This is a genomic window from Reyranella sp., assembly GCF_044224635.1.
Lineage (GTDB): Bacteria > Pseudomonadota > Alphaproteobacteria > Reyranellales > Reyranellaceae > Reyranella.
On sequence record NZ_JBGAKA010000015.1, the window covers coordinates 125,236 to 144,725 of the forward strand.

Below are 19,490 nucleotides of genomic sequence, written 5' to 3' on the forward strand. Positions count from 1 at the left end.
ACGGAGGGGTCATGAGCAGCGGGACTGAGGCCTCTGACCCCTCCGTCGCGCATGACGCGACACCTCCCCACTTCGTGGGGAGGCGGATGACTCACCCCTTCCCGGCCATCAGTAGGCCGAGGAAGAACACGACGAAGAAGACCACCGGCTCGGTTGCTCCCAGGGGCGCTTGCCAGCCCGTCTTGTCGACGATCAACAGCGCCACCCAGAACACCGCGGTGGCGAGCACCGCGGCGCGCAGGGCCTGCAGGAGCGGGCGGAATGCCTTCACTCAGCCAGCACGGGCTCTTGTGCAGCCGGCGGCAAGGCGCCGCGCTCGGGCGGCAGGAAGGTGAAGACGAGCTTGGCCTCGGCCCCCTCGCCCTCGGTATCGACCCGCACCGTGCCGCCGCCGTTGGCGAGCTTGCCGAACAGCACCTCCTCGGCCAGCGGCTTCTTGAGATGCTCCTGGATGACGCGGGCGAGCGGCCGGGCGCCGAACAGGCGGTCGTAGCCCTTCTCGGCCAGCCAGCGCCGCGCCCCGTCGCTCAGCTCGATGAAGACCTTGCGGTCGGCGAGCTGGACCTCGAGCTCGGCCACGAACTTGTCCACAACCTTGCTCATGCTCTCCGGGCCGAGGTTGGCGAACTTGATGATCGCGTCGAGACGGTTGCGGAACTCGGGTGCGAACAGGCGGTTGATCGCCTCGTCGTCCTCGTCGTGCCGCGCCTCGCGGCCGAAGCCCAGCGCCGGCTTGGCGATGTCGGCGGCTCCGGCGTTGGTGGTCATGCACAGGATGACGTTGCGGAAATCGACGGTGCGGCCGTTGTGGTCGGTGAGCTTGCCGTAATCCATCACCTGCAAGAGCACGTTGAACACATCCGGGTGCGCCTTCTCGATCTCGTCGAACAGGATGACGCAATGCGGATGCTGGTTGACCTGGTCGGTCAGCAGGCCGCCCTGGTCGAAGCCGACATAGCCCGGCGGGGCGCCGATCAGGCGCGAGACGCTGTGGCGCTCCATGTACTCCGACATGTCGAAGCGGATCAGCTCGAGGCCGAGCAGGCGGGCGAGCTGGCGCGTCACCTCGGTCTTGCCGACGCCGGTCGGGCCGGCCAGCAGGTACGAGCCGATCGGCTTCTCCGGCGCGCGCAAGCCGGCACGGGCGAGCTTGATCGCCGCCGACAGCTGGTCGATCGCCTTGTCCTGGCCGAACACCACCGTCTTCAGGTCGCGGTCGATGTTGCGCAGCATCTCGGTGTCGTCCTTCGACACGCTCTTGGGCGGGATGCGTGCGATCTTGGCGACGATCTCCTCGATGTCGGGCACGTCGATGGTCGACTTGCGCGCCTCGCGCGGCCGCAGCATCTGCGCGGCGCCGACCTCGTCGATCACGTCGATCGCCTTGTCGGGCAGCTTGCGGTCGTGGATGTAGCGCGCCGACAGCTCGACCGACGCCTTGATCGCATCGTCGGTGTAAGCCACGTGATGGTGCTTCTCGTAGACCGGTTTCAGGCCCTTCATGATCTCGACGGCGTCGGAGATCGACGGCTCGGGCACGTCGATCTTCTGGAAGCGGCGGACCAGCGCGCGGTCCTTCTCGAAGTAATTGCGGTATTCCTTGTAGGTGGTTGAGCCGATGCAGCGCAGCTCGCCCGACTGCAGCGACGGCTTGAGCAGGTTCGAGGCGTCCATCGAGCCGCCCGACGTGGCGCCGGCACCGATGATGGTATGGATCTCGTCGATGAACAGCACCGAGTTGGGCTTCTTCTTCAGCTCCGCCAGCACCGCCTTGAGCCGCTCCTCGAAGTCGCCACGGTAGCGCGTGCCGGCCAGCAGCGCGCCCATGTCGAGCGCGTAGATCACCGCCTCGCGCAGCACCTCGGGCACCTCGCCCTCGACGATCTTGCGCGCCAGCCCCTCGGCGATCGCCGTCTTGCCGACGCCGGGCTCGCCGACATAGAGCGGATTGTTCTTGGTGCGCCGGCACAGCACCTGGATGGTGCGCTCGACCTCGTACTCGCGCCCGATCAGGGGATCGACCCGTCCGTCGCGATGCTTCTGGTTGAGATCGACGCAGTAGGCGCCGAGCGCCTCGTTGCCCTGCTTCACCGCCGTCTCGCCGCCATTCTCCTCCTCCGAGCCGCTGACCCGGCGGGCGCGGGCACGCCCCGGCACCTTGGCCTTGCCGTGACTGATGTAGTCGACGGCGTCGAGGCGGGTCATGCCCTGGTTCTCGAGGAACGACACGGCATGGCTGTCCCGCTCGGAGAACAGCGCCACCAGCACGTTGGCGCCCGTCACCTCCTTGCGGCCGGACGACTGGACATGGACCGCGGCGCGCTGGACGACGCGCTGGAAGCCCGCCGTCGGCAGAGGCTCGCTGGGATTTTGCGTGATAATGCCCTTCAGCCGGTTGTCGACGAAGGTCTCGAGATCGTGCCGCAGGCGGTCGATGTCGACGCCGCAGGCCTTGAGCACCGGCACGGCGTCTTCGTCTTCCGTCATCGCCAGCAGCAGATGCTCGAGCGTTGCGTATTCATGTCGCCGCTCGCCGGCCAGCCCGAAGGCGCGGTGCAGAGACTTCTCGAGGTTCTTGGACAGCATGGACATCGAAACCACCTCGACAGAGGAACGAACTACTCTTCCCGACTATTCCTTCTCCAACGTGCATTGGAGAGGGTGCTGATTCTTGCGCGCGTAATCCACGGTCTGCGTCACTTTCGTTTCCGCAATCTCGTAGGTGTAAACGCCGCAGATGCCGACGCCCTTCTGATGGACGTGCAGCATGATCTTGGTCGCTTCCTCGCGGTTCTTCTGAAAGATGTGCTGCAGCACATCGACGACGAACTCCATCGGCGTGTAGTCGTCATTCAGCATCAGGACCTTGTACATCGACGGCTTCTTGGTCCGCGTGCGGGTCAGGGTGAGCGCGCCGCTGCGGCCCTCGCCTTCGCCATTGCCGTTGTCGTCCCCCCGACGCGGCGGCTGTGCCGGCGGGCCTCCCGGCGGCTCGCCGGGGCCACCCAGTCGCGCGCCGTGGAAGGACAGGTCGCATGCACTACGCAGAGAGCTCATCGTCCAAACCACACTCCTGAAGGGCCCATGCCAGTCGAGAATTATATAGTCAGCCCTGGCGGTTCCGCTACCTCGGCCGCAAGCCGTCCTTGCCTACCGTCAGCGTCCACTGGTTCGCCTTCCAGTGGTTCGGCGGCGCGTTCCAGTCGCGCCGCAGCTCCGCCGGTTCCAGCTTGCGCGGCGGGTTGACCGGGACCGGAACGGTATCGAACGAAAAGAGTCTGCTGGCGAACCGGACTTTGGTGAAGCCGTCGGTCGGGTAGTGGTAGGCTTGGAAGCCCCAGACGCCGGCGCGGCATGACGCGATTGTCCACCAGAAGTCCACATCGGGCAGGCGCAGCCCGTCGCGCGGCGGGCCGAAGCCATTGCTGGCCTGCAGCAACCCCAGCAGCTCGCTCGTCTCCGCCGGCGCGAGGATCCGCTGGCCGCGCCGCATGCGCCACGGTCCCAGCACGTCGCCCGCGTCGCTGATCCTCAGGTTGCCAACCACGCCCTGGTCGGCCAGCACGCCGATATCGAGGCCGGCGCTGCCGTCGGGCTGCAGGAAAACCTCGTAAGTCCTCACCTGCTCGTCATAGATCGCATTGTAGATCAGGCGCAGGCGGTTTCGCCCGTCTCGTCCGCAGGCTTCCCGGATGTCGTTGCCGCCGACGTAGGAGAACCAGTTGAAGCTGCGCACGATCGGCGGATCGACGTAGCGATCCGCCCGCTGGGCCGGCGCCGCGGATGGCGCAATGAGCGCGAGCGCGAACAGGGCCGTGGGCACTGTCTTCATTGTGGCTCTCCTGGTACCAAACGATGCACTTTCCGAACCAACTTTGGCGCCAACGCGGCGGTCGAGCATTGCATATCCCGAAAATTGCCAGTATCATCACAAAAATCGCCCATAAGTTATTGGATGGGCGTAAAAAAATTGAATTGAGCGTAATGGCGTATTGGCGATGAAACTTTCCCTCAAGCTCATCGCGGCCATTCTGACGTGGCTGGCCGTTGGATTTCTTTTTGTCGCGGCAGCCATGGTGCCGACGGAAGCCGACGCCCAATCGGCCTCGACCAAGCGGGCCGTTCCGCCGGCAAAGGTGCGCAGCAAGTCCATCACCGCGCGGCCGGCAGCCTCGACGTGGATCCCCAACCCTCTGGTTAACGCCAAGGATTCCTATCTCATTCTGGACGCCTCGTCGGGTCAGGAATTGTATGCCGACCGGCCGGACGAGCCCCGTCACCCGGCCTCGCTGACCAAGCTGATGACGATCTACATGGCGTTCTCGGCTCTCGACTCGGGCCGCCTCTCGCTGGGCGACGGCCTGCCGGTGTCGATCAACGCCCTGAACACCCCGCCCACCAAGGTCGGATTGCCGCCGGGCGGCACGATCGCGGTGCGCGACGCGATCATGGCCTTGGTGACGCGGTCGGCCAACGATGCCGCCGTGGCGCTGGCCGAGACGCTGGCCGGCGACGAGGCAACGTTCGCCCAGCAGATGACCCAGAAGGCCCGCCAGCTCGGCATGAGCTCGACGATTTTCCGCAATGCGTCGGGCCTGCCCAACAGCGAGCAGATCACGACGGCGCGCGACATGGCGCGGCTCGCCCACGCGCTGATGCGCGATTATCCGCACTACTATGGGGTCTTTTCCGTCCAGAGCTATCCCTTTCGCGGCCGCAGCCTCGAGAACCACAATCGCATGCTCGGCACCTATGAAGGCGCCGACGGCCTGAAGACTGGCTACACCGTGGCGTCCGGCTTCAATCTCGTGATGTCGGCGATGCGTGACAACAAGCGTGTGATCGGCGTGGTGATGGGGGGCAACACGGCCGGCATGCGCGACCGCATCATGGCCGAGCTGATGGATCGCGCCTTTGCGTCGGGACGCCTCAACACCTGGACGACCACTCGCAAGCCTCCCTCCGCGCGATACACCGCCGCCAACTTCGATCCCAACCTCATCATTCCCGAATCGACGCCCAGAGTCGCCGTGGCGAAGGCCCCTCCAGCCGCGCCGCCGGTTACGCCGGCAACATTGGCGGCCGGCTCCGCACCAGCCGCTGCGGTCGACCAACGCGTCGCCGGTCCCGCGGTTCCGGCGCCCGATCAGGCAGCGGCGCAGCGCAACCTCGCGGTCGGCAGCTGGGTGATCCAGGTCGGCTCGTTCGGCGACCCGCAGGCCGCGCAGCTTGCGCTCGAGCGTGCAACATCGGTCATTCCCGACACGATGCGAACGGGCTCGGCCACGGTCGAAGAAATCACGATGGCCAACAAGACCTTTCACCGCGCGCGCCTGACCAATCTCTCGCAGGCCCAGGCGATCGATGGCTGCAAACGCCTGGAGAAGCGGAAGATCTACTGCTCGGCGCTCCAGGTCACGGTGTGGAATACGCCGGGCGCACGCTGAACGCCCGGCGCAGTCGGTCCACGAAGGCGCGCTTGTCGCGTCGCTGCCATAGCGGCAGGCTCCAAGGGTGCCGGCTGGGCGCAAGCCTGCTCTCCACCGGCTCGAACACCGCCACGGTGGTCATGCCGCTCGGCAGCACGACCCGCAGCGGCACGATCCGGTACTTTGGCCCCTCGTAGTCCGAGAGGCGCGCCACGTCGCGCACGCTCAGGCCACCGACGACCGCGCCTGACACATATGCCGCCGCATCCCGCACCAGGGTCGGATAGCTGGCGCCCTTGGCGCGACGCCGGGCATGGCCGAGGAGGATGGCCGGAGTATACGCCGTTGGAGGCAGACGCCGGCCCAGCACCAGGGCCATGACATCCCGATCCAGCAGCGTGCCGTAGAAGAAGAAGCGCATCAGTGGCCTGCCGACGCATCGTCGGGCAGCTCGACGCCGCTCGCCGCCAGGCAGGTCTTCAGCTCCGCCTTGAGCCGCTCGAGCCCGGCCTCGTCGGCCGCCTCGCAGCGCGCCACCAGCACCGGCTGGGTGTTCGAGGCGCGCAGCAGCCACCAGCCGTCCGCGGTGCTCACGCGCACGCCGTCGATGTCCGAGAACTTGGCTGCCTGCTTCTGCAGGCGTGCCTTGACCTCCTCGACGACGGCGAACTTGCGCTCGTCGGCGCAGTCGAAGCGCAGCTCCGGCGTATTGACCGGCTGCGGCAGGCGATCGCGCATGTCGGCCAGGCTCTCGTCGGCATTGGCGACGATGTTGAGCAGGCGCAGGCCGCAATAGAGCGCATCGTCGAAGCCGTAGAACGTGTCGGCAAAGAAGATGTGGCCGCTCATCTCGCCGGCAAGCGGCGCCCCGGTTTCCGCCAGCTTGCTCTTGATCAGCGAGTGGCCCGTCTTGAACATCATGGGCTTGCCGCCGGCGCGCGCAATCTCGTCGAACAGCACTTGGCTCGCCTTGACGTCGGCAATGATCGTGGCGCCCGGCCGGTGCTTCAGCACGTCGCGCGACCACAGGACCAGGAGCTGGTCGCCCCACAGGATACGGCCCTTGCCGTCGACGGCGCCGATGCGATCGCCGTCGCCATCGAAAGCGATGCCGAGGTCGCAGCCGCGCTTCTTCACCGCGTCGATCAGCTGCTCGAGGTTCTTCGGCACGGTGGGATCGGGATGATGGGCCGGGAAGGTACCGTCGACTTTCTCGTTGAGCACGAAATGCTCGCCCTGCAGCTTGTCGACCACAGCGCGGATCGACACGCCGACCGCGCCGTTGCCGGTGTCCCACGCGACCTTGAGGGGCTTTCCCGGCCGGACGTCGCGCAACAGGCGCGCCGCGTAGTCGTCGAGCACGTTCTTCTTCTCGACCCGGCCCTGCCCGCTCTCCCAATCCCCGCCGGCCGCCATGGCGCCGAGCTGCTGGATGTCGGCGCCGAAGAACGACTTCTTGCCCATCATCATCTTGAAGCCGTTGTAGTCGGGCGGATTGTGCGATCCGGTGATCTGGATGCCGCCGTCGGCCTCCACGTGATAGACCGCGAAGTACAGCATCGGCGTTGCGACCACGCCGATGTCGATCACGTCGACGCCTGCCGCCGTCAGCCCGGCAATGCACGCCGCCGCAAGCTCGGGCGAGCTCAATCGGCCATCGTAGCCCAGCGCCACACGCTTGCCGCCCTTGCGTCGCACCAGCGTGCCGAAGGTCCGTCCGATGGCGCGCGCATCGGCAGCGTGCACGGTACCGCCGACGACGCCTCGAATATCGTACTCGCGCAATATGGTCGGGTCGAACTTGTGGACCGTCTCAGTCATTCATTTTCCTCCGCTGCGAGGCGAATTGGGAAGTTCAGAGGCGCCGCCGCGGACGGCCGACGCACTCGTACGCGAAGCCCAGGCCGCGCATCTCCTCGGGGTCGAAGATATTGCGCAGGTCGACGATGCGCGGCAGGCGCATCAACTCCTTCAGGCGCCGCGGATCAAGGCCGCGGAACTCGTGCCACTCGGTGATCACGACCAGCACGTCGGCGCCTGTGGCGGCATCGTAGGCCGTCCTGGCGAACTCGATGCCCGGGATCATGCGTCCCGCCTCGCCCATGCCTTCGGGATCGAACGCGACGATCCGGGCACCGGCGGCCTTCAGGGCGGGCACGATGTCGAGCGACGGCGCGTCGCGCATGTCGTCGGTGTTGGGCTTGAACGTGAGACCCAGCACGCCCACGGTGAGCCCCGCCACCGATCCGCCGCAGAAATCGATGACCTTCCGCGCCATCCGCTTCTTGCGCTGGGCGTTGACCTCGATCACCTGCTCGACAATCGTCTGCGGAGCGTGCGCCTCGCGGGCCGTGTAGGCGAGCGCCAGGGTATCCTTGGGAAAGCACGAGCCGCCGAATCCCGGCCCGGGGTGCAGGAACTTCCTGCCGATACGCCCGTCGAGGCCGATACCGCGCGCCACGTCATGAACGTCGGCACCGACCTTCTCGCAGAGATCGGCGATCTCGTTGATGAAGGTGATCTTCATGGCGAGAAAGGCGTTGCCGGCGTACTTGGTGACTTCCGCGGTCTCGATGTTGGTGAATACCATCGGAGTCTGGATCAGATTGAGCGGCCGGTAGATCGCCGACATCACGTCGCGCGCGCGCGTGCTCTCGACCCCGATCACCACCCGGTCGGGCTTCATGAAATCCTCGATCGCAGCCCCTTCCCGCAGGAACTCGGGATTCGAGCAGACGTCGAACTCCGCGGCCGGCTGCGCCTCGCGCACGATGCGCGCCACCTCGCGTCCGGTGCCGACCGGCACGGTCGACTTGGTGACCACGACCGTATAGCCGCGGATCGCGCGCGCGATCTCGGCTGCGGCAGCGTAGACGTAGCTCAGATCGGCATGGCCGTCGCCGCGGCGGGTCGGCGTTCCGACGGCGATGAACACCGCATCGGCATTGCCCACCGCCTGATCGAGGTCGGTGCTGAAGGCAAGCCGCCCGGCGCGTACGTTGTCGGCGACCAGCCGATCGAGCCCGGGCTCGAAGATCGGGATATCGCCCTGGCGCAGCCGCACGATCTTGTCGGCTTCCTTGTCGACGCAGGCGACGTCGTGACCGAACTGGGCGAAGCAGGCACCGGAGACGAGCCCGACATAGCCCGAACCGATCATCGCGATGCGCATGAAGTCAACCCTTCAGGAGTCGGTCGAGCAACGCGCGTGTATCCGCCGAGGTATCGGCGCGGTGCAGGGCGATGGCCACGTTGGCCTCGAGGAAGCCGATGCGATTGCCGCAATCGTAGCGCCGGCCGGTATAGCGCATCGCGTGGAACGGCCGCCTGCCGATCATCTTGGCCATGGCATCGGTCAACTGGATCTCGCCGCCTGCTCCTGTCTCGTGCCGATCGAGATGCTCGAACACCGCGGCCTCGAGCACGCAGCGCCCGATCCAGGCCAGCGTCGAGGGAGCCTCCTCGGGCTTGGGTTTCTCGACCAGTCCAGTCATCTCGGCCAGCCCGTCCTTCTCGGCTTTCACCGCGGCGATGCCGTAGCTCCGGGTCTGCTCGCGCGGCACCTCCATCACCGCGGCGACGCTGCCGCCTGTCTTTTCGTGAGCGGCGACCAGCTGGGCCGTGCAGGTCGGCGAGCTGATCGTAAGCTCGTCGGGCAACAGCACCGCGAACGGCTCCTGGCCGATCCATGGGCGGGCGCACCACACCGCGTGACCCAGACCCAGGGGCTGCTGCTGGCGCGTGAACACCGCATTGCCCGGCTTGAGGGCGGCGTCGCGCGCCTGCTTCAGCTCCGGCGCCTTGCCGCGCTGCTGCAGTGTCGCTTCGAGCTCGTAGGCGGAGTCGAAATGATCCTCGATCGCGCCCTTGTTGCGGCCGGTCACGAAGACGAACTCCTCGATGCCCGCCGCCAGGCATTCCTCGATGGCGTATTGGATGAGCGGACGGTCGACGACCGTCAGCATCTCCTTTGGCATCGCCTTGGTGGCAGGCAGGAACCGGGTGCCCAACCCGGCGACCGGCAGAACCGCCTTGCGAACACGCTGCGCCATTGTCGTCAACCTCGTTCAGCGGCTGGATTCTATGGAAGGAACAGTGATCTGCTTGTGATGACATGGCGCCGCGGCGGCTGGCAAGGTCGACCCTCAACCCTCCTCCCCAGCTTCGCTGGGGAGGTGTCCGCGTCGTCGCGGACGGAGGGGTCATGAGCGTCAGTGGTGGTGCTCATGCCCCCTCCGTCGCCGCAAGACGGCGACACCTCCCCACGCAAAGCGTGGGGAGGAGTGCTCAGGCCCAACTTCACCCCAGCAGGACGTCCTTGGCGCGGTTGATGCGGGCGGCGAGATCGGCGCTGCCGCCGACGTCGGGATGCACGCGCTGAATGAGGCGGCGATGGGCGGCCTTGATCTCCTGCTCGCTCGCGCCCTCGGCCAGTCCCAGCACGGCGAGCGCTTCCTCGCGCGTCATGTCGGTGCGCGGGCCACGCGGTGGTGCCTGCGACTGGCCCCCGTAGCTCTGGCTCCCGGAGTTCTGGCGCGCGGCGTTCCAGTCCGCCCCCAACCGCTGGTCGAGATAGGTCTCCAGGACGCGTCGCGAATCGGAATCCGACGAGCACTCGGTATGCAGATCGAGCAACTCGCCATCGCTCAGATTGTCGAAGGTGCGACCGGCGAAGCGGCCGGCGTGGATCGTGCCGCCGACGTCGCCGGTGCCGTGGTCGATCCACGCCTCGAAGAAGGCCGTGCGAACCTCCGTCCGCCGGGCGTTGCCCGGCGAGCTGAAGCCGCCCGACGGCCGCCTTCGCAAGGCGCGCGCGATGAGCGCCGTGGCGACGATGCCGGCAAGCCCGAACAATTCCGGCAGCAAGCCCGGCACGAAACGTATGCCGAAGATCAACATGACGGCGATGCCGACCAGGCCCACGATCATCAGCAAGGGGCGCAGGATCCGCGCAATCGTCGACGGGTTGGCACGCAGGAGCCACCACACCCCAAGAGCCATGGCCCCCAGCGCGACGAAGGCCAGGAGAACGACAGCCGGCATGGATCACTGCCGCGGCGTCCGAGGAGGCGCCGGCGGTGCGCCCGTGATCGTCGGCACGACGGGCTGTCCCGGCTGTTGCTGCCCCTGTTGCTGCTCCAGGCGTTCACGCTGGATCTGCCGCCAGCGCTCGACATTGCGATTGTGCTCCAGGAGGTTGGCGGCGAACGCATGGCCGCCTTGTCCGTCGGCCACGAAGTACAGCGAGCGGTCGCGCGCCGGGTTGGTCGCGGCAACGATGGCGGCGCGGCCTGGATTGCAGATCGGCCCCGCTGGCAGGCCGGCGACCTGATAGGTGTTGTACGGCGACGACGAATTCAGGTCGGCGCGGGTGAGCTCGCGGCTGAAGGGCGCCTTGCCGCCGGTCAGCCCGTAGATCACCGTCGGATCGCTCTCGAGCCTCATGCGCCGTCGCAGGCGGTTGATGAAAACGGCAGCCACCTTTGGCCGCTCGGCCGCAATGCCGGTCTCCTTCTCGACGATCGAGGCGAGCACCAGAGCGTCCCGGCGGTTGGCAAGCGGAAGGCCGGCGAGGCGCTTGCGCCAAGCCTCGTCGAGCGCCTTCTCCATCGCCTCCTTCATGCGCAGGAGCAGCCCGTCACGGGTGTCGTCGCGCGAATAGAAGTAGGTTTCAGGCAACAGATCGCCTTCCTTGACGTCGAGCGTGATCTCGCCGGTCAGCGCCTCCGTCTTGCGCACCAGATCGAGAATCTCCGCCGTCGTCGTGCCTTCCGGAATGGTGAGGCGGCGCTGCACGACCTTGCCCGATTGCAGCAGGTCCACCAGCGCCCGCATCGAGATGTGGGCCGGGACCTCGTATTCGCCCGCCTTGATGGTCTTGGGCGCCGGGTCGATGATCAGGGCGACACGGAACAGCCGCCCGTGCGCGACCACCCCTTCCTCCTGCAGGATCTTGGCCATGGTCGCAGGGCCGGCGCCGCGCGGGATGACGACGTTGCGGGTCTGCGCCAGCGGGCCTGGCGAATCGAGCAGCCGGTTGCCGATGAACAGCGCGCCGCCCAGCAAGGTGACCAGCAGCGCGATGAAGAACAGGACCCAGCGGAAGTAGCTGAGCATACCTCAGCCTCCCGCGGTCAAACGGCGCCGAAGATCAGCGACGCGTTGGTGCCCCCAAAACCGAACGAGTTGCTGAGCGCCTTTCGGACCGTGCGCTGCTTGGCCTGCTTGGCCACCAGGTCGATGTCGCAGCCTTCGTCGGGTTCCTCGAGATTGAGCGTCGGCGGCACCGCCTGCTCGATGATCGACTTGATGGAGTAGATCGCCTCGATGGCACCGGCGGCGCCGAGCAGATGCCCGGTGGCGGACTTGGTCGACGACATCGAAAGCTTGTAGACGGCATCGCCGAAGGTCTTCTTGACCGCGCCGAGCTCGATCACGTCGGCCATCGTCGACGTGCCATGCGCATTGACGTAGTCGATTTCGTCCGGCTGCAGCCTGGCGCGTTTCAGCGCGGCCTGCATGGCGCGCATCGCTCCGTCGCCGTCTTCCGACGGCGCCGTGATGTGATAGGCGTCGCCCGACAGGCCGTAGCCCAGGATCTCGGCATAGATCTTGGCACCACGCTTCTTGGCGTGCTCGTACTCCTCGAGGACGACACAGCCCGCACCCTCGCCCATCACGAATCCGTCGCGCCGCTTGTCCCACGGTCGCGACGCCTGGGTCGGTGTATCGTTGAAGTCGGTGGACAGCGCCTTGCAGGCATTGAAGCCGGCAATGCCGATGCGGCAGATCGCGGCCTCGGCGCCGCCGGCGACCATCACGTCGGCATCCTCCCACTGGATGAGACGCGCCGCATCGCCCAGCGCATGCGCACCGGTGGCGCAGGCCGTCACCACGGAATGGTTCGGGCCCCTGAAGCCGTACTTGATCGACACCTGGCCGGAGGCGAGGTTGATCAGGGCCGACGGAATGAAGAACGGGCTGACCCGGCGCGGGCCGCGCTCCTTCAACGTCAGCGACGTCTCGTAGATGGTCTGCAGCCCGCCGATGCCGGCGCCGATCATCACGCCCGTGCGCTTGAGGCTCTCGTCGTCCTGCGGCTTCCAACCGGAATCCTCCACCGCCTGCTCGGCGGCGGCGATACCAAAGATCAGGAACTTGTCGAGCTTGCGCTGCTCCTTGGGCGGAAGGTAGGCGTCGACATTGAAATGCCCGTTCGCCTTGTCGCCCAGCGGCACCTCGCCGGCGATCTTGGTCGCCAGGTCCGACGTGTCGAAGGCCTGGATCGACCGGATGCCGGACTCGGCCGCCATCAGGCGGCGCCAATTGACATCGACGCCGTCACCCAACGGCGTCACCATGCCCATACCGGTTACGACTACGCGTCTCATCGCTCGCCTTCCTTGTCGCAGGAACCGGCGTCGATCAGGACTTGGCGTTGCTCTCGATGAATTTGACCGCGTCGCCGACGGTCTGGATCTTCTCTGCGGCGTCGTCGGGAATCTCGATGCCGAACTCTTCCTCGAAGGCCATCACCAGCTCCACGGTGTCGAGGCTGTCCGCGCCGAGATCGTCGATGAACTTGGCTTCCTCCTTCACCTGCGCCGCTTCGACGCCCAGATGCTCGACGACGATCTTCTTAACGCGTTCGGCAATATCGCTCATATCTTGTCCTTCCCATGTCTTTCGGATCTCGGCGTCGCCGGGGGGACGGCGAATTCCGGCTCTTATACATAGCTGCCCGGCCATTGGCTAGCGCCAGAAAGTCCACAATATCAGGCACTTGCAGCCGATTTACTCAGATCATCGCCATCCCGCCGTTGATGTGCAACGTCTGCCCGGTGACATAGGCTGCCTCGTCGCTCGCCAGATAGACCACGCCGGCGGCGACTTCCTGCGCCGTTCCCAGGCGATCGGCCGGCACGCGCGCCAGGATCGTCTTCTTCTGCTCGTCGGTCAGCGCATCGGTCATCGGCGTGGCGATGAAGCCGGGGGCGATGCAATTGACGGTGATGGCGCGCGAGGCAAGTTCCTGTGCCAGGGATTTCGACATTCCGATCAGGCCGGCCTTGGCGGCGGCATAGTTGGCCTGTCCCGGATTGCCGGTGACGCCCACGATGGAGGTGATGTTCACGACGCGCCCGAATCGCCGGCGCATCATGCCGCGCATCGCCGCGCGGGTGAGCCGGAAGGTTCCCGTCAGGTTGACCTGCAGGACCTTGTCCCACTCCTCGTCCTTCATCCGCATCGAGATGTTGTCGCGCGTGATGCCGGCATTGTTGACGAGGATGTCGAGCTTGCCCATGGCGCCCTCGGCTTCCTTGGCCAGCCGGTCGATTTCGACCGGATCGTCCATCCGGGCGACCACGACGTGGGCGCGCTCGCCGAGCGCCTGCCTGAGCGCCTCGAGGGCATCGCCGCGCGTCCCCGACAGCGTGACGACCGAGCCCTGTGCGTGCAGCGCGCGGGCGATGGCGCCGCCAATGCCTCCCGAAGCGCCGGTCACCAGCGCGGCCTTGCCGGAAAGATCGAACATTGCGTCTCCTCAGCTTCCCTCCCCAGCGCAGCTGGGGAGGTGTCGTCTTGCGCCGACGGAGGGGTCATGAGCCTCAGTCCTGTTGCTCATGCCCCCTCCGCCCGCTGCGCGGGCACCTCCCCATCGTAAGACGATGGGGAGGAATGTGAACTACGCCGTCTTCAGGCCCTCACGCCGTCTTCAGAAACGCCTCGATATCGGCCGGCGTGTTGAGGGCAAGACCGGTCATCTCCTTGTCGATGCGCTTGACCAGGCCGGACAGCACCTTGCCCGAGCCGCACTCGACCAGCATCTCGACGCCTTGCGACTTCATATATTGCACGCTCTCGCGCCAGCGCACGAGACCCGTCACCTGCTCGACCAGGCGCTGCTTGATGTTGCCCGGCTCGGTGATCTCGCTGGCCAGCACGTTGGCGACCAAGGCGACACGGGGCGTTCCCAACGCGACCGTTTCCAGGGCGGCCTGCATGGCGTCGGCCGCGGGCTGCATCAGCGGACAATGGAAGGGAGCGCTGACCGGCAGCATCATGCCACGCTTGGCCCCCCTCGCCTTGGCCGTCTCGATGGTGCGCTCGACTGCCGCCTTGTGGCCGCTGACGACCACCTGACCGCCGCCATTGTCGTTGGCGACCGACACGATCTCGCCTTTGGCGGCTTCGGCGCAGGCCTCCTGGGCCGGCTCGAGCTCGATGCCGAGCAGGGCCGCCATGGCGCCGACGCCGACCGGGACAGCCTTCTGCATCGATTGGCCGCGCAGCTTCAGGAGCCGCGCCGCGTCGGCGAGCTGCAGCGATCCGGCCGCGGCGAGGGCCGAATATTCCCCGAGGGAGTGGCCGGCGACCTGCCTCGCCAGCCCGGACAATGGCTTGCCGCCGTCCTTCTCGAGGATCCGCACGACGGCCACGCTGACCGCCATCAAGGCAGGCTGGGCGTTCTCGGTCAGGACGAGGTCCGATTCGGGCCCCTCGCGCATGAGCTTGAAGAGGTTCTGCTTCAGCGCCTCGTCGACCTCCAGGAAGACGTCGCGGGCCGTGGCGAAGGCGCCGGCCAGGTCGACACCCATGCCGACGGCCTGGGATCCTTGTCCCGGAAACACAAATGCACGCGTCATCGACCGCTTCCCCCAATCTTCTTGGCCAAGGAGCCTTCTCGGCCCAAAGCGTCTTCCTGGCCAAAGCGGGCCCCTCATAGCGCACTCGCAAGAGGGCCGGAACGCCTTGATTTCGGAAGATTTGTCGGTATAACCGCCGCTCTTCGGGGCCTGAACCGGCCCCGAACTCCTTGCCGGTCCAAGCGCGTTGCCATCCTGGCACGCCAGGGGCCGGCTAGATCCGGGCGGTTGCCGGTCGGTCCAGGGCTCCAGCGAGCTCGTGGCGCGACGAACTCCGGGTCGCTAACAGCCATAAGGAGTCGAAATCGACATGGCATTGTACGAAAATGTCTTCATTGCGCGCCAGGACGTTCCGGTGACGCAAGTGGAGGCCCTCACCACCCAGTACGCCGAGCTGGTCACCAGCCTGGGCGGCACTGTCTCCAAGAAGGAATACTGGGGCCTGCGGTCACTGACCTACCGGATCAAGAAGAACCGCAAGGGTCACTACACGCTGCTCAACATCGATGGTCCGCCGGCTGCCGTGAAGGAGCTGGAGCGCACGATGTCGATCAACGAAGACATCATCCGCTACCTGACGGTGCGCGTGGACGAGCTCGAGGAGGGTCCCTCCGCGATCATGCTGCGCAGCGCCGAGAAGGCGGATCGGCCGATGGGCGATCGCGATCGCGGCGACCGCTGGGGCGATCGTCCGCCGCGCCGCGAACGCTCGCGCTTCGGCGATGAGGGCATGGCTCCCGCCGCCCCCGCAGGCGCAGGAGAAGAAGAATGAGCACTCAACGTCGCCCCTTCACGCGCCGCCGCAAGAGCTGCCCGTTCTCCGGCGCCAACGCGCCGAAGATCGACTACAAGGATGTCCGGCTGCTGCAGCGCTTCGTCTCCGAGCGCGGCAAGATCGTGCCGAGCCGTATCTCCGCGGTGTCCTCCAAGAAGCAGCGTGAGCTCGCCCAGGCGATCAAGCGCGCCCGCTTCCTGGCACTGCTGCCCTACATCATCGCCTAGCGGGAGGGACGGACCATGCCGATGAACGTCATCCTGCTCGAACGCGTGCCCAAGCTCGGCCAGATGGGCGACGTCGTGAAGGTGAAGCCGGGCTTCGCCCGCAATTACCTGCTGCCTCAGCGCAAAGCGCTGCGCGCCACCAAGGACAATGTCGCCTACTTCGAATCGCAGCGGAAGACGCTGGAGGCGCAGAACCTCGAACGCCGCAAGGACGCCGAGGCCGTCGCCGCCAAGATGGCCGATTTCAAGGTCACGCTGGTCCGCCAAGCTTCCGAGGCCTTGCAGCTCTACGGATCTGTGACCTCGCGCGATATCTCGGATGCGGCCGATGCCGCGGGCGTCAAGCTCCAGCGCAGCCAGGTCGAGCTCGACAAGCCGATCAAGGCGCTGGGAGCCCACAAGATCAAGGTGCACCTCCATCCCGAGGTCACGGTCGAGATCACGGCGCTGGTCGCCCGCTCGCAGGACGAGGCCGACTTCCTCGCCAAGGGCGGCACGCTGATCGCCGAGACCGAACGCGCCGCGCTCGAAGCCGCCGAGGCGGCCCAGCGCGCTGCCGCACAGGCCGCAGCCTTGTTCGAGGCCAAGCCTGCCGAAGCCGAGGCTGAAGCGCCGGCCGCGACCGAGGAAGAAGCAGCGGCCGACAAGAAGTAGGTCGTGCCGCCAGGCACGGCCCCATCGCTTAGACGCATGCCGTCACCCCGTGACGGCATGCGTTTTGTTTTGGGTCCTCATTGTCCTCCCTGCGCGAAGCGCGGGTGACGGTTGGCATGAGCATGACGCGTATTCGACCTACACGTGTGTCGCCCATGGCCCCTCCGCCCCCTGCGGGGGCACCTCCCCAACGCAAGCGTTAGGGAGGACAGCGCCGATCGTGGTCTTGCCAGATACGATAGCCCTCCATCGCCCGCCGAGACAGCCGTGATCTGGCGCCTCGGTGCCCTGGCGATCGCCGCCATCGTCGCGCTGCCGCTGATCGGCGTCGCCTCGAGCCTCCTCGTCTGGCAAGGCGAGCTTTGGCGCCACCTGGCGGACACGCAGCTGGCAGACATCGTCGGCAATACGGCGACCCTGCTGATCGGCGTTGGCATCGGAACGATTGTGCTCGGGACCGGCACGGCCTGGCTCGTCACGATGACGCGATTCCCCGGCAGCCGGCTGCTGCAGTGGGCCCTGGCGCTGCCCCTCGTCCTGCCGACCTACATCATCGGCTACGCCTATGCCGATCTGCTGGCTTTCGCCGGTCCGGTCCAGTCGGCGTTGCGTTCCGCCACGGGCTGGCGCCGCAACGACTACTGGTTTCCCGAGCTGGCGTCGGCGAGCGGCGTCGCCGTCCTGTTCAGCCTGGTGCTGTACCCCTACGTCTATCTCGCGGCCCGCGCGGCGTTCCTCGCCCAGTCGCAGTCGCTTCTGGAGGCGAGCCGCATCCTGGGGCACGGGCCGTGGCAGACCTTTCTGCGCGTCGGCCTGCCGCTCGCCCGTCCGGCCATCGCCGGCGGCACGACGCTCGCCCTGCTCGAGGCGCTCGCCGATTTCGGAACCGTCCAATATTACGGCGTCCACACCTTCACCACGGCGATCTATCGAACCTGGTATGGCCTCGGCAATCGCCAGGGGGCTGCGCAGATCGCCGCGGTGCTGGTCGTGATCGCGGCGGTGCTGATCATCCTCGAGCGGCGATCCCGCGGCCGCGCCCGCTTTCACATCGCCTCGAACGTGCGCCACCGCGGCGAGCCGGCCGTGTTGCGGCGGTGGCCGGCGACGGCCGCACTGCTTGCCTGCGCCCTGCCCGTCCTGCTGGGTTTCATCGTGCCGACCGTTCACCTGGCCTGGCTGGCCTCGGCTTCGGGCACGACACTGATCGATCCGCGCTTCCTGGCCGATGCGACCAACAGCCTGCTGCTCGCCGCCGGCGCTGCCGGGATCATCGTCGCCCTTGCCCTCTTCCTGAGCTACGCCGGCCGCCTGGTGCGCCGTCGTGCGTTCAACCAGGTGATCGAGTTCGCCTCGCTGGGCTACGCGATTCCGGGCGCGGTCATCGCGGTCGGCGTGTTGCTGCCTCTCGCCCTTGCCGATCACGGCATCGACTGGCTGGCCCGGGGATTGTTCGGCCTGCCTCTCGGCCTGGTGCTGAGCGGCACCGCCATCGCGCTCCTGCTCGCCTACACCGTGCGCTTTCTCGCCGTCGGCATGGCCAATGTCGCGCCCGCCCTGGCGGCGATCGATCCAGCGATGGACGCCAGCGCGCGGATTCTCGGGGCCACGCCGCGCGAGGTCCTGCGCTACGTGCACCTGCCGATGCTGCGCGCGCCCGCGCTGACCGCGGCGGCGGTGGCCTTCGTCGAGGTCATGAAGGAGCTGCCGGCGACCCTGCTGATCCGGCCCTTCAATCTCGATACGCTCGCGATCGGCGTCTATCGCTTCGCGTCGGACGAGCGACTCGCCCAGGCCGCCGTCGGCGCCATCGTGATCGTCGTCGTGTCGATGGCGCCCGTGATCGTGCTGTGTCGGGCGATCGACCGGTCGGGAGCTACTTCCAGCCCGCGCGGTCCATGAGCTTCAGCGCCTCGGCGTTGTTCTGCGCGAACACCCGGGCATTGAGCTGGTCCTGCTTGAAGCTGCCCAGCGACTTCAGCTCCGGCGACAGTTCGACGCCGGCGACGACCGGGAACTCCGAGTTGCCTTCGGCGAAGTAGCGCTGCGCCTGCGGCGACACGAGGTACTCGAGGAAGCGGACGGCCGCGGCCTTGTTGGGTGCATGCCTGGCCACCGCGCCGCCGCTGATGTTGACATGCGTGCCGCGGTTCGACTGGTTGGGAAATACGACGGCGCACTTGGCCGCGATCTCGCGATCCTCGGGTTTCTTCGAGCGCATCAGGTTCACGAAGTAGTACGTGTTGACCAGCGCGAGGTCGCCCTCGCCGGCGGCGACCGCCTTGATCTGGTCGGTGTCACCACCGCGCGGCGGGCGTGCCAGATTGGCGGCAACCCCCTTGGCCCAGGCCTCGACCTTCTCCGGGCCGTCGGCCGCCAGCAGCGAACCAACAAGCGACTGGTTGTAGATATGGCCGGACGGGCGGATCAGCAGCTTGCCCTTCCACTTGGCGTCGGCAAGATCTTCGTAATTCTGCGGCGCGTTGGCGGCCTGCACGCGTTCCTTGCTGTAGACGATCACGCGGGCGCGCACCGAGAAACCGAACCAGCTGTTGTCCGGATCGCGCAGGTGCGCCGGCACCGCCTTGGTGAGCACTTCAGAGGAAACCGGCTGCAGGACCCCGAGCTGGCGCGCCCGTTCGATGCGCCCGGCGTCGGTGGTGATGAGAACGTCGCACGGGCTCTTGTCGCCCTCCGCCCGAAGCCGCTCGAGCAACGGGTCGGGCTCGGCGTCGATCCGGTTGATCTTGACGCCGCT

Annotated in this window: 20 protein-coding genes; 5 read left to right on the plus strand and 15 right to left on the minus strand. The window is 66.8% G+C overall.

Features of this window, described 5'->3' with window-relative positions:
* Positions 1–91: 91 nt before the first annotated feature.
* The 4 genes from ACILR9_RS15750 to ACILR9_RS15765 form a co-directional block, all read right to left on the minus strand.
* Positions 92–271, minus strand: coding sequence for a hypothetical protein (locus ACILR9_RS15750; protein WP_395710890.1), 180 nt, complete (start codon positions 269–271; stop codon positions 92–94).
* Complete coding sequence (gene clpA / locus ACILR9_RS15755) at positions 268–2,592, minus strand: ATP-dependent Clp protease ATP-binding subunit ClpA (RefSeq protein ID WP_395710891.1); 2,325 nt, start codon at positions 2,590–2,592, stop codon at positions 268–270. Before clpA ends, ACILR9_RS15750 begins: the two co-directional genes overlap by 4 nt.
* A 39-nt stretch (positions 2,593–2,631) precedes the next feature.
* A complete protein-coding gene (clpS, locus tag ACILR9_RS15760) occupies positions 2,632–3,057 on the minus strand; it encodes an ATP-dependent Clp protease adapter ClpS (RefSeq protein ID WP_395710892.1) in 426 nt (141 codons plus the stop codon).
* 67 nt (positions 3,058–3,124) lie between these two features.
* Positions 3,125–3,832, minus strand: coding sequence for a hypothetical protein (locus ACILR9_RS15765; RefSeq protein WP_395710893.1), 708 nt, complete (start codon positions 3,830–3,832; stop codon positions 3,125–3,127).
* Positions 3,833–3,998: 166 nt separating this feature from the next.
* Here ACILR9_RS15765 and ACILR9_RS15770 point away from each other — a divergent pair, with 166 nt between their 5' ends.
* Positions 3,999–5,447, plus strand: a complete 1,449-nt coding sequence (locus tag ACILR9_RS15770; RefSeq protein ID WP_395710894.1) for a serine hydrolase — start codon at positions 3,999–4,001, stop codon at positions 5,445–5,447.
* Here ACILR9_RS15770 and ACILR9_RS15775 read toward each other — a convergent pair.
* From ACILR9_RS15775 to fabD, 10 genes are all read right to left on the minus strand, one after another.
* Positions 5,416–5,850, minus strand: coding sequence for a gamma-glutamylcyclotransferase family protein (locus ACILR9_RS15775; protein WP_395710895.1), 435 nt, complete (start codon positions 5,848–5,850; stop codon positions 5,416–5,418). The genes ACILR9_RS15770 and ACILR9_RS15775 overlap by 32 nt on opposite strands.
* Positions 5,850–7,250: a phosphoglucomutase/phosphomannomutase PgmG gene (gene pgmG, locus ACILR9_RS15780; protein WP_395710896.1), complete on the minus strand. Its 1,401-nt coding sequence runs from the start codon at positions 7,248–7,250 to the stop codon at positions 5,850–5,852. The genes ACILR9_RS15775 and pgmG overlap by 1 nt, the downstream gene beginning before the upstream one ends.
* Before the next feature lie 34 nt (positions 7,251–7,284).
* Complete coding sequence (locus tag ACILR9_RS15785; RefSeq protein ID WP_395710897.1) at positions 7,285–8,601, minus strand: UDP-glucose dehydrogenase family protein; 1,317 nt, start codon at positions 8,599–8,601, stop codon at positions 7,285–7,287.
* 4 nt (positions 8,602–8,605) lie between these two features.
* Positions 8,606–9,481 (minus strand): UTP--glucose-1-phosphate uridylyltransferase GalU, encoded by an 876-nt coding sequence (galU, locus tag ACILR9_RS15790; RefSeq protein WP_395710898.1) that lies wholly within the window; start codon positions 9,479–9,481, stop codon positions 8,606–8,608.
* Positions 9,482–9,728: 247 nt separating this feature from the next.
* On the minus strand, positions 9,729–10,472 hold the full coding sequence (locus ACILR9_RS15795) for a DnaJ domain-containing protein (protein WP_395710899.1): 744 nt from the start codon (positions 10,470–10,472) through the stop codon (positions 9,729–9,731).
* Between the two features lie 3 nt (positions 10,473–10,475).
* On the minus strand, positions 10,476–11,546 hold the full coding sequence (gene mltG, locus ACILR9_RS15800) for an endolytic transglycosylase MltG (protein WP_395710900.1): 1,071 nt from the start codon (positions 11,544–11,546) through the stop codon (positions 10,476–10,478).
* A gap of 17 nt (positions 11,547–11,563) precedes the next feature.
* Complete coding sequence (fabF, locus tag ACILR9_RS15805; protein ID WP_395710901.1) at positions 11,564–12,820, minus strand: beta-ketoacyl-ACP synthase II; 1,257 nt, start codon at positions 12,818–12,820, stop codon at positions 11,564–11,566.
* A 34-nt stretch (positions 12,821–12,854) separates the two neighbouring features.
* On the minus strand, positions 12,855–13,094 hold the full coding sequence (locus ACILR9_RS15810; protein WP_395710902.1) for an acyl carrier protein: 240 nt from the start codon (positions 13,092–13,094) through the stop codon (positions 12,855–12,857).
* Between the two features lie 133 nt (positions 13,095–13,227).
* The gene (gene fabG / locus ACILR9_RS15815; protein WP_395710903.1) at positions 13,228–13,965 is read right to left on the minus strand and encodes a 3-oxoacyl-[acyl-carrier-protein] reductase; all 738 of its coding nucleotides are present in this window, start codon (positions 13,963–13,965) and stop codon (positions 13,228–13,230) included.
* Positions 13,966–14,134: 169 nt separating this feature from the next.
* On the minus strand, positions 14,135–15,076 hold the full coding sequence (gene fabD / locus ACILR9_RS15820) for an ACP S-malonyltransferase (RefSeq protein WP_395710904.1): 942 nt from the start codon (positions 15,074–15,076) through the stop codon (positions 14,135–14,137).
* Positions 15,077–15,386: 310 nt separating this feature from the next.
* Here fabD and rpsF point away from each other — a divergent pair, with 310 nt between their 5' ends.
* The 4 genes from rpsF to ACILR9_RS15840 all read left to right on the plus strand — a co-directional run bounded on the left by rpsF (position 15,387) and on the right by ACILR9_RS15840 (position 18,634).
* Complete coding sequence (rpsF, locus tag ACILR9_RS15825) at positions 15,387–15,848, plus strand: 30S ribosomal protein S6 (RefSeq protein WP_395710905.1); 462 nt, start codon at positions 15,387–15,389, stop codon at positions 15,846–15,848.
* A complete protein-coding gene (gene rpsR, locus ACILR9_RS15830) occupies positions 15,845–16,078 on the plus strand; it encodes a 30S ribosomal protein S18 (RefSeq protein ID WP_395710906.1) in 234 nt (77 codons plus the stop codon). The genes rpsF and rpsR overlap by 4 nt, the downstream gene beginning before the upstream one ends.
* Positions 16,079–16,099: 21 nt before the next feature.
* Positions 16,100–16,732 (plus strand): 50S ribosomal protein L9, encoded by a 633-nt coding sequence (gene rplI, locus ACILR9_RS15835; protein ID WP_395710912.1) that lies wholly within the window; start codon positions 16,100–16,102, stop codon positions 16,730–16,732.
* A 267-nt stretch (positions 16,733–16,999) separates the two neighbouring features.
* Positions 17,000–18,634: an ABC transporter permease gene (locus tag ACILR9_RS15840; protein ID WP_395710907.1), complete on the plus strand. Its 1,635-nt coding sequence runs from the start codon at positions 17,000–17,002 to the stop codon at positions 18,632–18,634.
* Here ACILR9_RS15840 and ACILR9_RS15845 read toward each other — a convergent pair.
* Positions 18,609–19,490 (minus strand): extracellular solute-binding protein (locus tag ACILR9_RS15845; protein ID WP_395710908.1); only part of this gene is annotated, 882 nt, incomplete at its 5' end. The two genes, ACILR9_RS15840 and ACILR9_RS15845, sit on opposite strands and share 26 nt — an antisense overlap.

Coding starts and splice junctions, on each gene's coding strand:
- fabG (WP_395710903.1), bottom strand. CDS start 13,965: ATGTTCGATCTTTCCGGCAAGGCCGCGCTGGTGACCGGCGCTTCGGGA.
- galU (WP_395710898.1), bottom strand. CDS start 9,481: ATGGCGCAGCGTGTTCGCAAGGCGGTTCTGCCGGTCGCCGGGTTGGGC.
- ACILR9_RS15770 (WP_395710894.1), top strand. CDS start 3,999: ATGAAACTTTCCCTCAAGCTCATCGCGGCCATTCTGACGTGGCTGGCC.
- pgmG (WP_395710896.1), bottom strand. CDS start 7,250: ATGACTGAGACGGTCCACAAGTTCGACCCGACCATATTGCGCGAGTAC.
- clpA (WP_395710891.1), bottom strand. CDS start 2,592: ATGTCCATGCTGTCCAAGAACCTCGAGAAGTCTCTGCACCGCGCCTTC.
- ACILR9_RS15810 (WP_395710902.1), bottom strand. CDS start 13,094: ATGAGCGATATTGCCGAACGCGTTAAGAAGATCGTCGTCGAGCATCTG.
- ACILR9_RS15775 (WP_395710895.1), bottom strand. CDS start 5,850: ATGCGCTTCTTCTTCTACGGCACGCTGCTGGATCGGGATGTCATGGCC.
- fabF (WP_395710901.1), bottom strand. CDS start 12,820: ATGAGACGCGTAGTCGTAACCGGTATGGGCATGGTGACGCCGTTGGGT.
- rpsF (WP_395710905.1), top strand. CDS start 15,387: ATGGCATTGTACGAAAATGTCTTCATTGCGCGCCAGGACGTTCCGGTG.
- ACILR9_RS15785 (WP_395710897.1), bottom strand. CDS start 8,601: ATGCGCATCGCGATGATCGGTTCGGGCTATGTCGGGCTCGTCTCCGGT.
- rplI (WP_395710912.1), top strand. CDS start 16,100: ATGAACGTCATCCTGCTCGAACGCGTGCCCAAGCTCGGCCAGATGGGC.
- ACILR9_RS15765 (WP_395710893.1), bottom strand. CDS start 3,832: ATGAAGACAGTGCCCACGGCCCTGTTCGCGCTCGCGCTCATTGCGCCA.
- ACILR9_RS15795 (WP_395710899.1), bottom strand. CDS start 10,472: ATGCCGGCTGTCGTTCTCCTGGCCTTCGTCGCGCTGGGGGCCATGGCT.
- rpsR (WP_395710906.1), top strand. CDS start 15,845: ATGAGCACTCAACGTCGCCCCTTCACGCGCCGCCGCAAGAGCTGCCCG.
- mltG (WP_395710900.1), bottom strand. CDS start 11,546: ATGCTCAGCTACTTCCGCTGGGTCCTGTTCTTCATCGCGCTGCTGGTC.
- fabD (WP_395710904.1), bottom strand. CDS start 15,076: ATGACGCGTGCATTTGTGTTTCCGGGACAAGGATCCCAGGCCGTCGGC.
- clpS (WP_395710892.1), bottom strand. CDS start 3,057: ATGAGCTCTCTGCGTAGTGCATGCGACCTGTCCTTCCACGGCGCGCGA.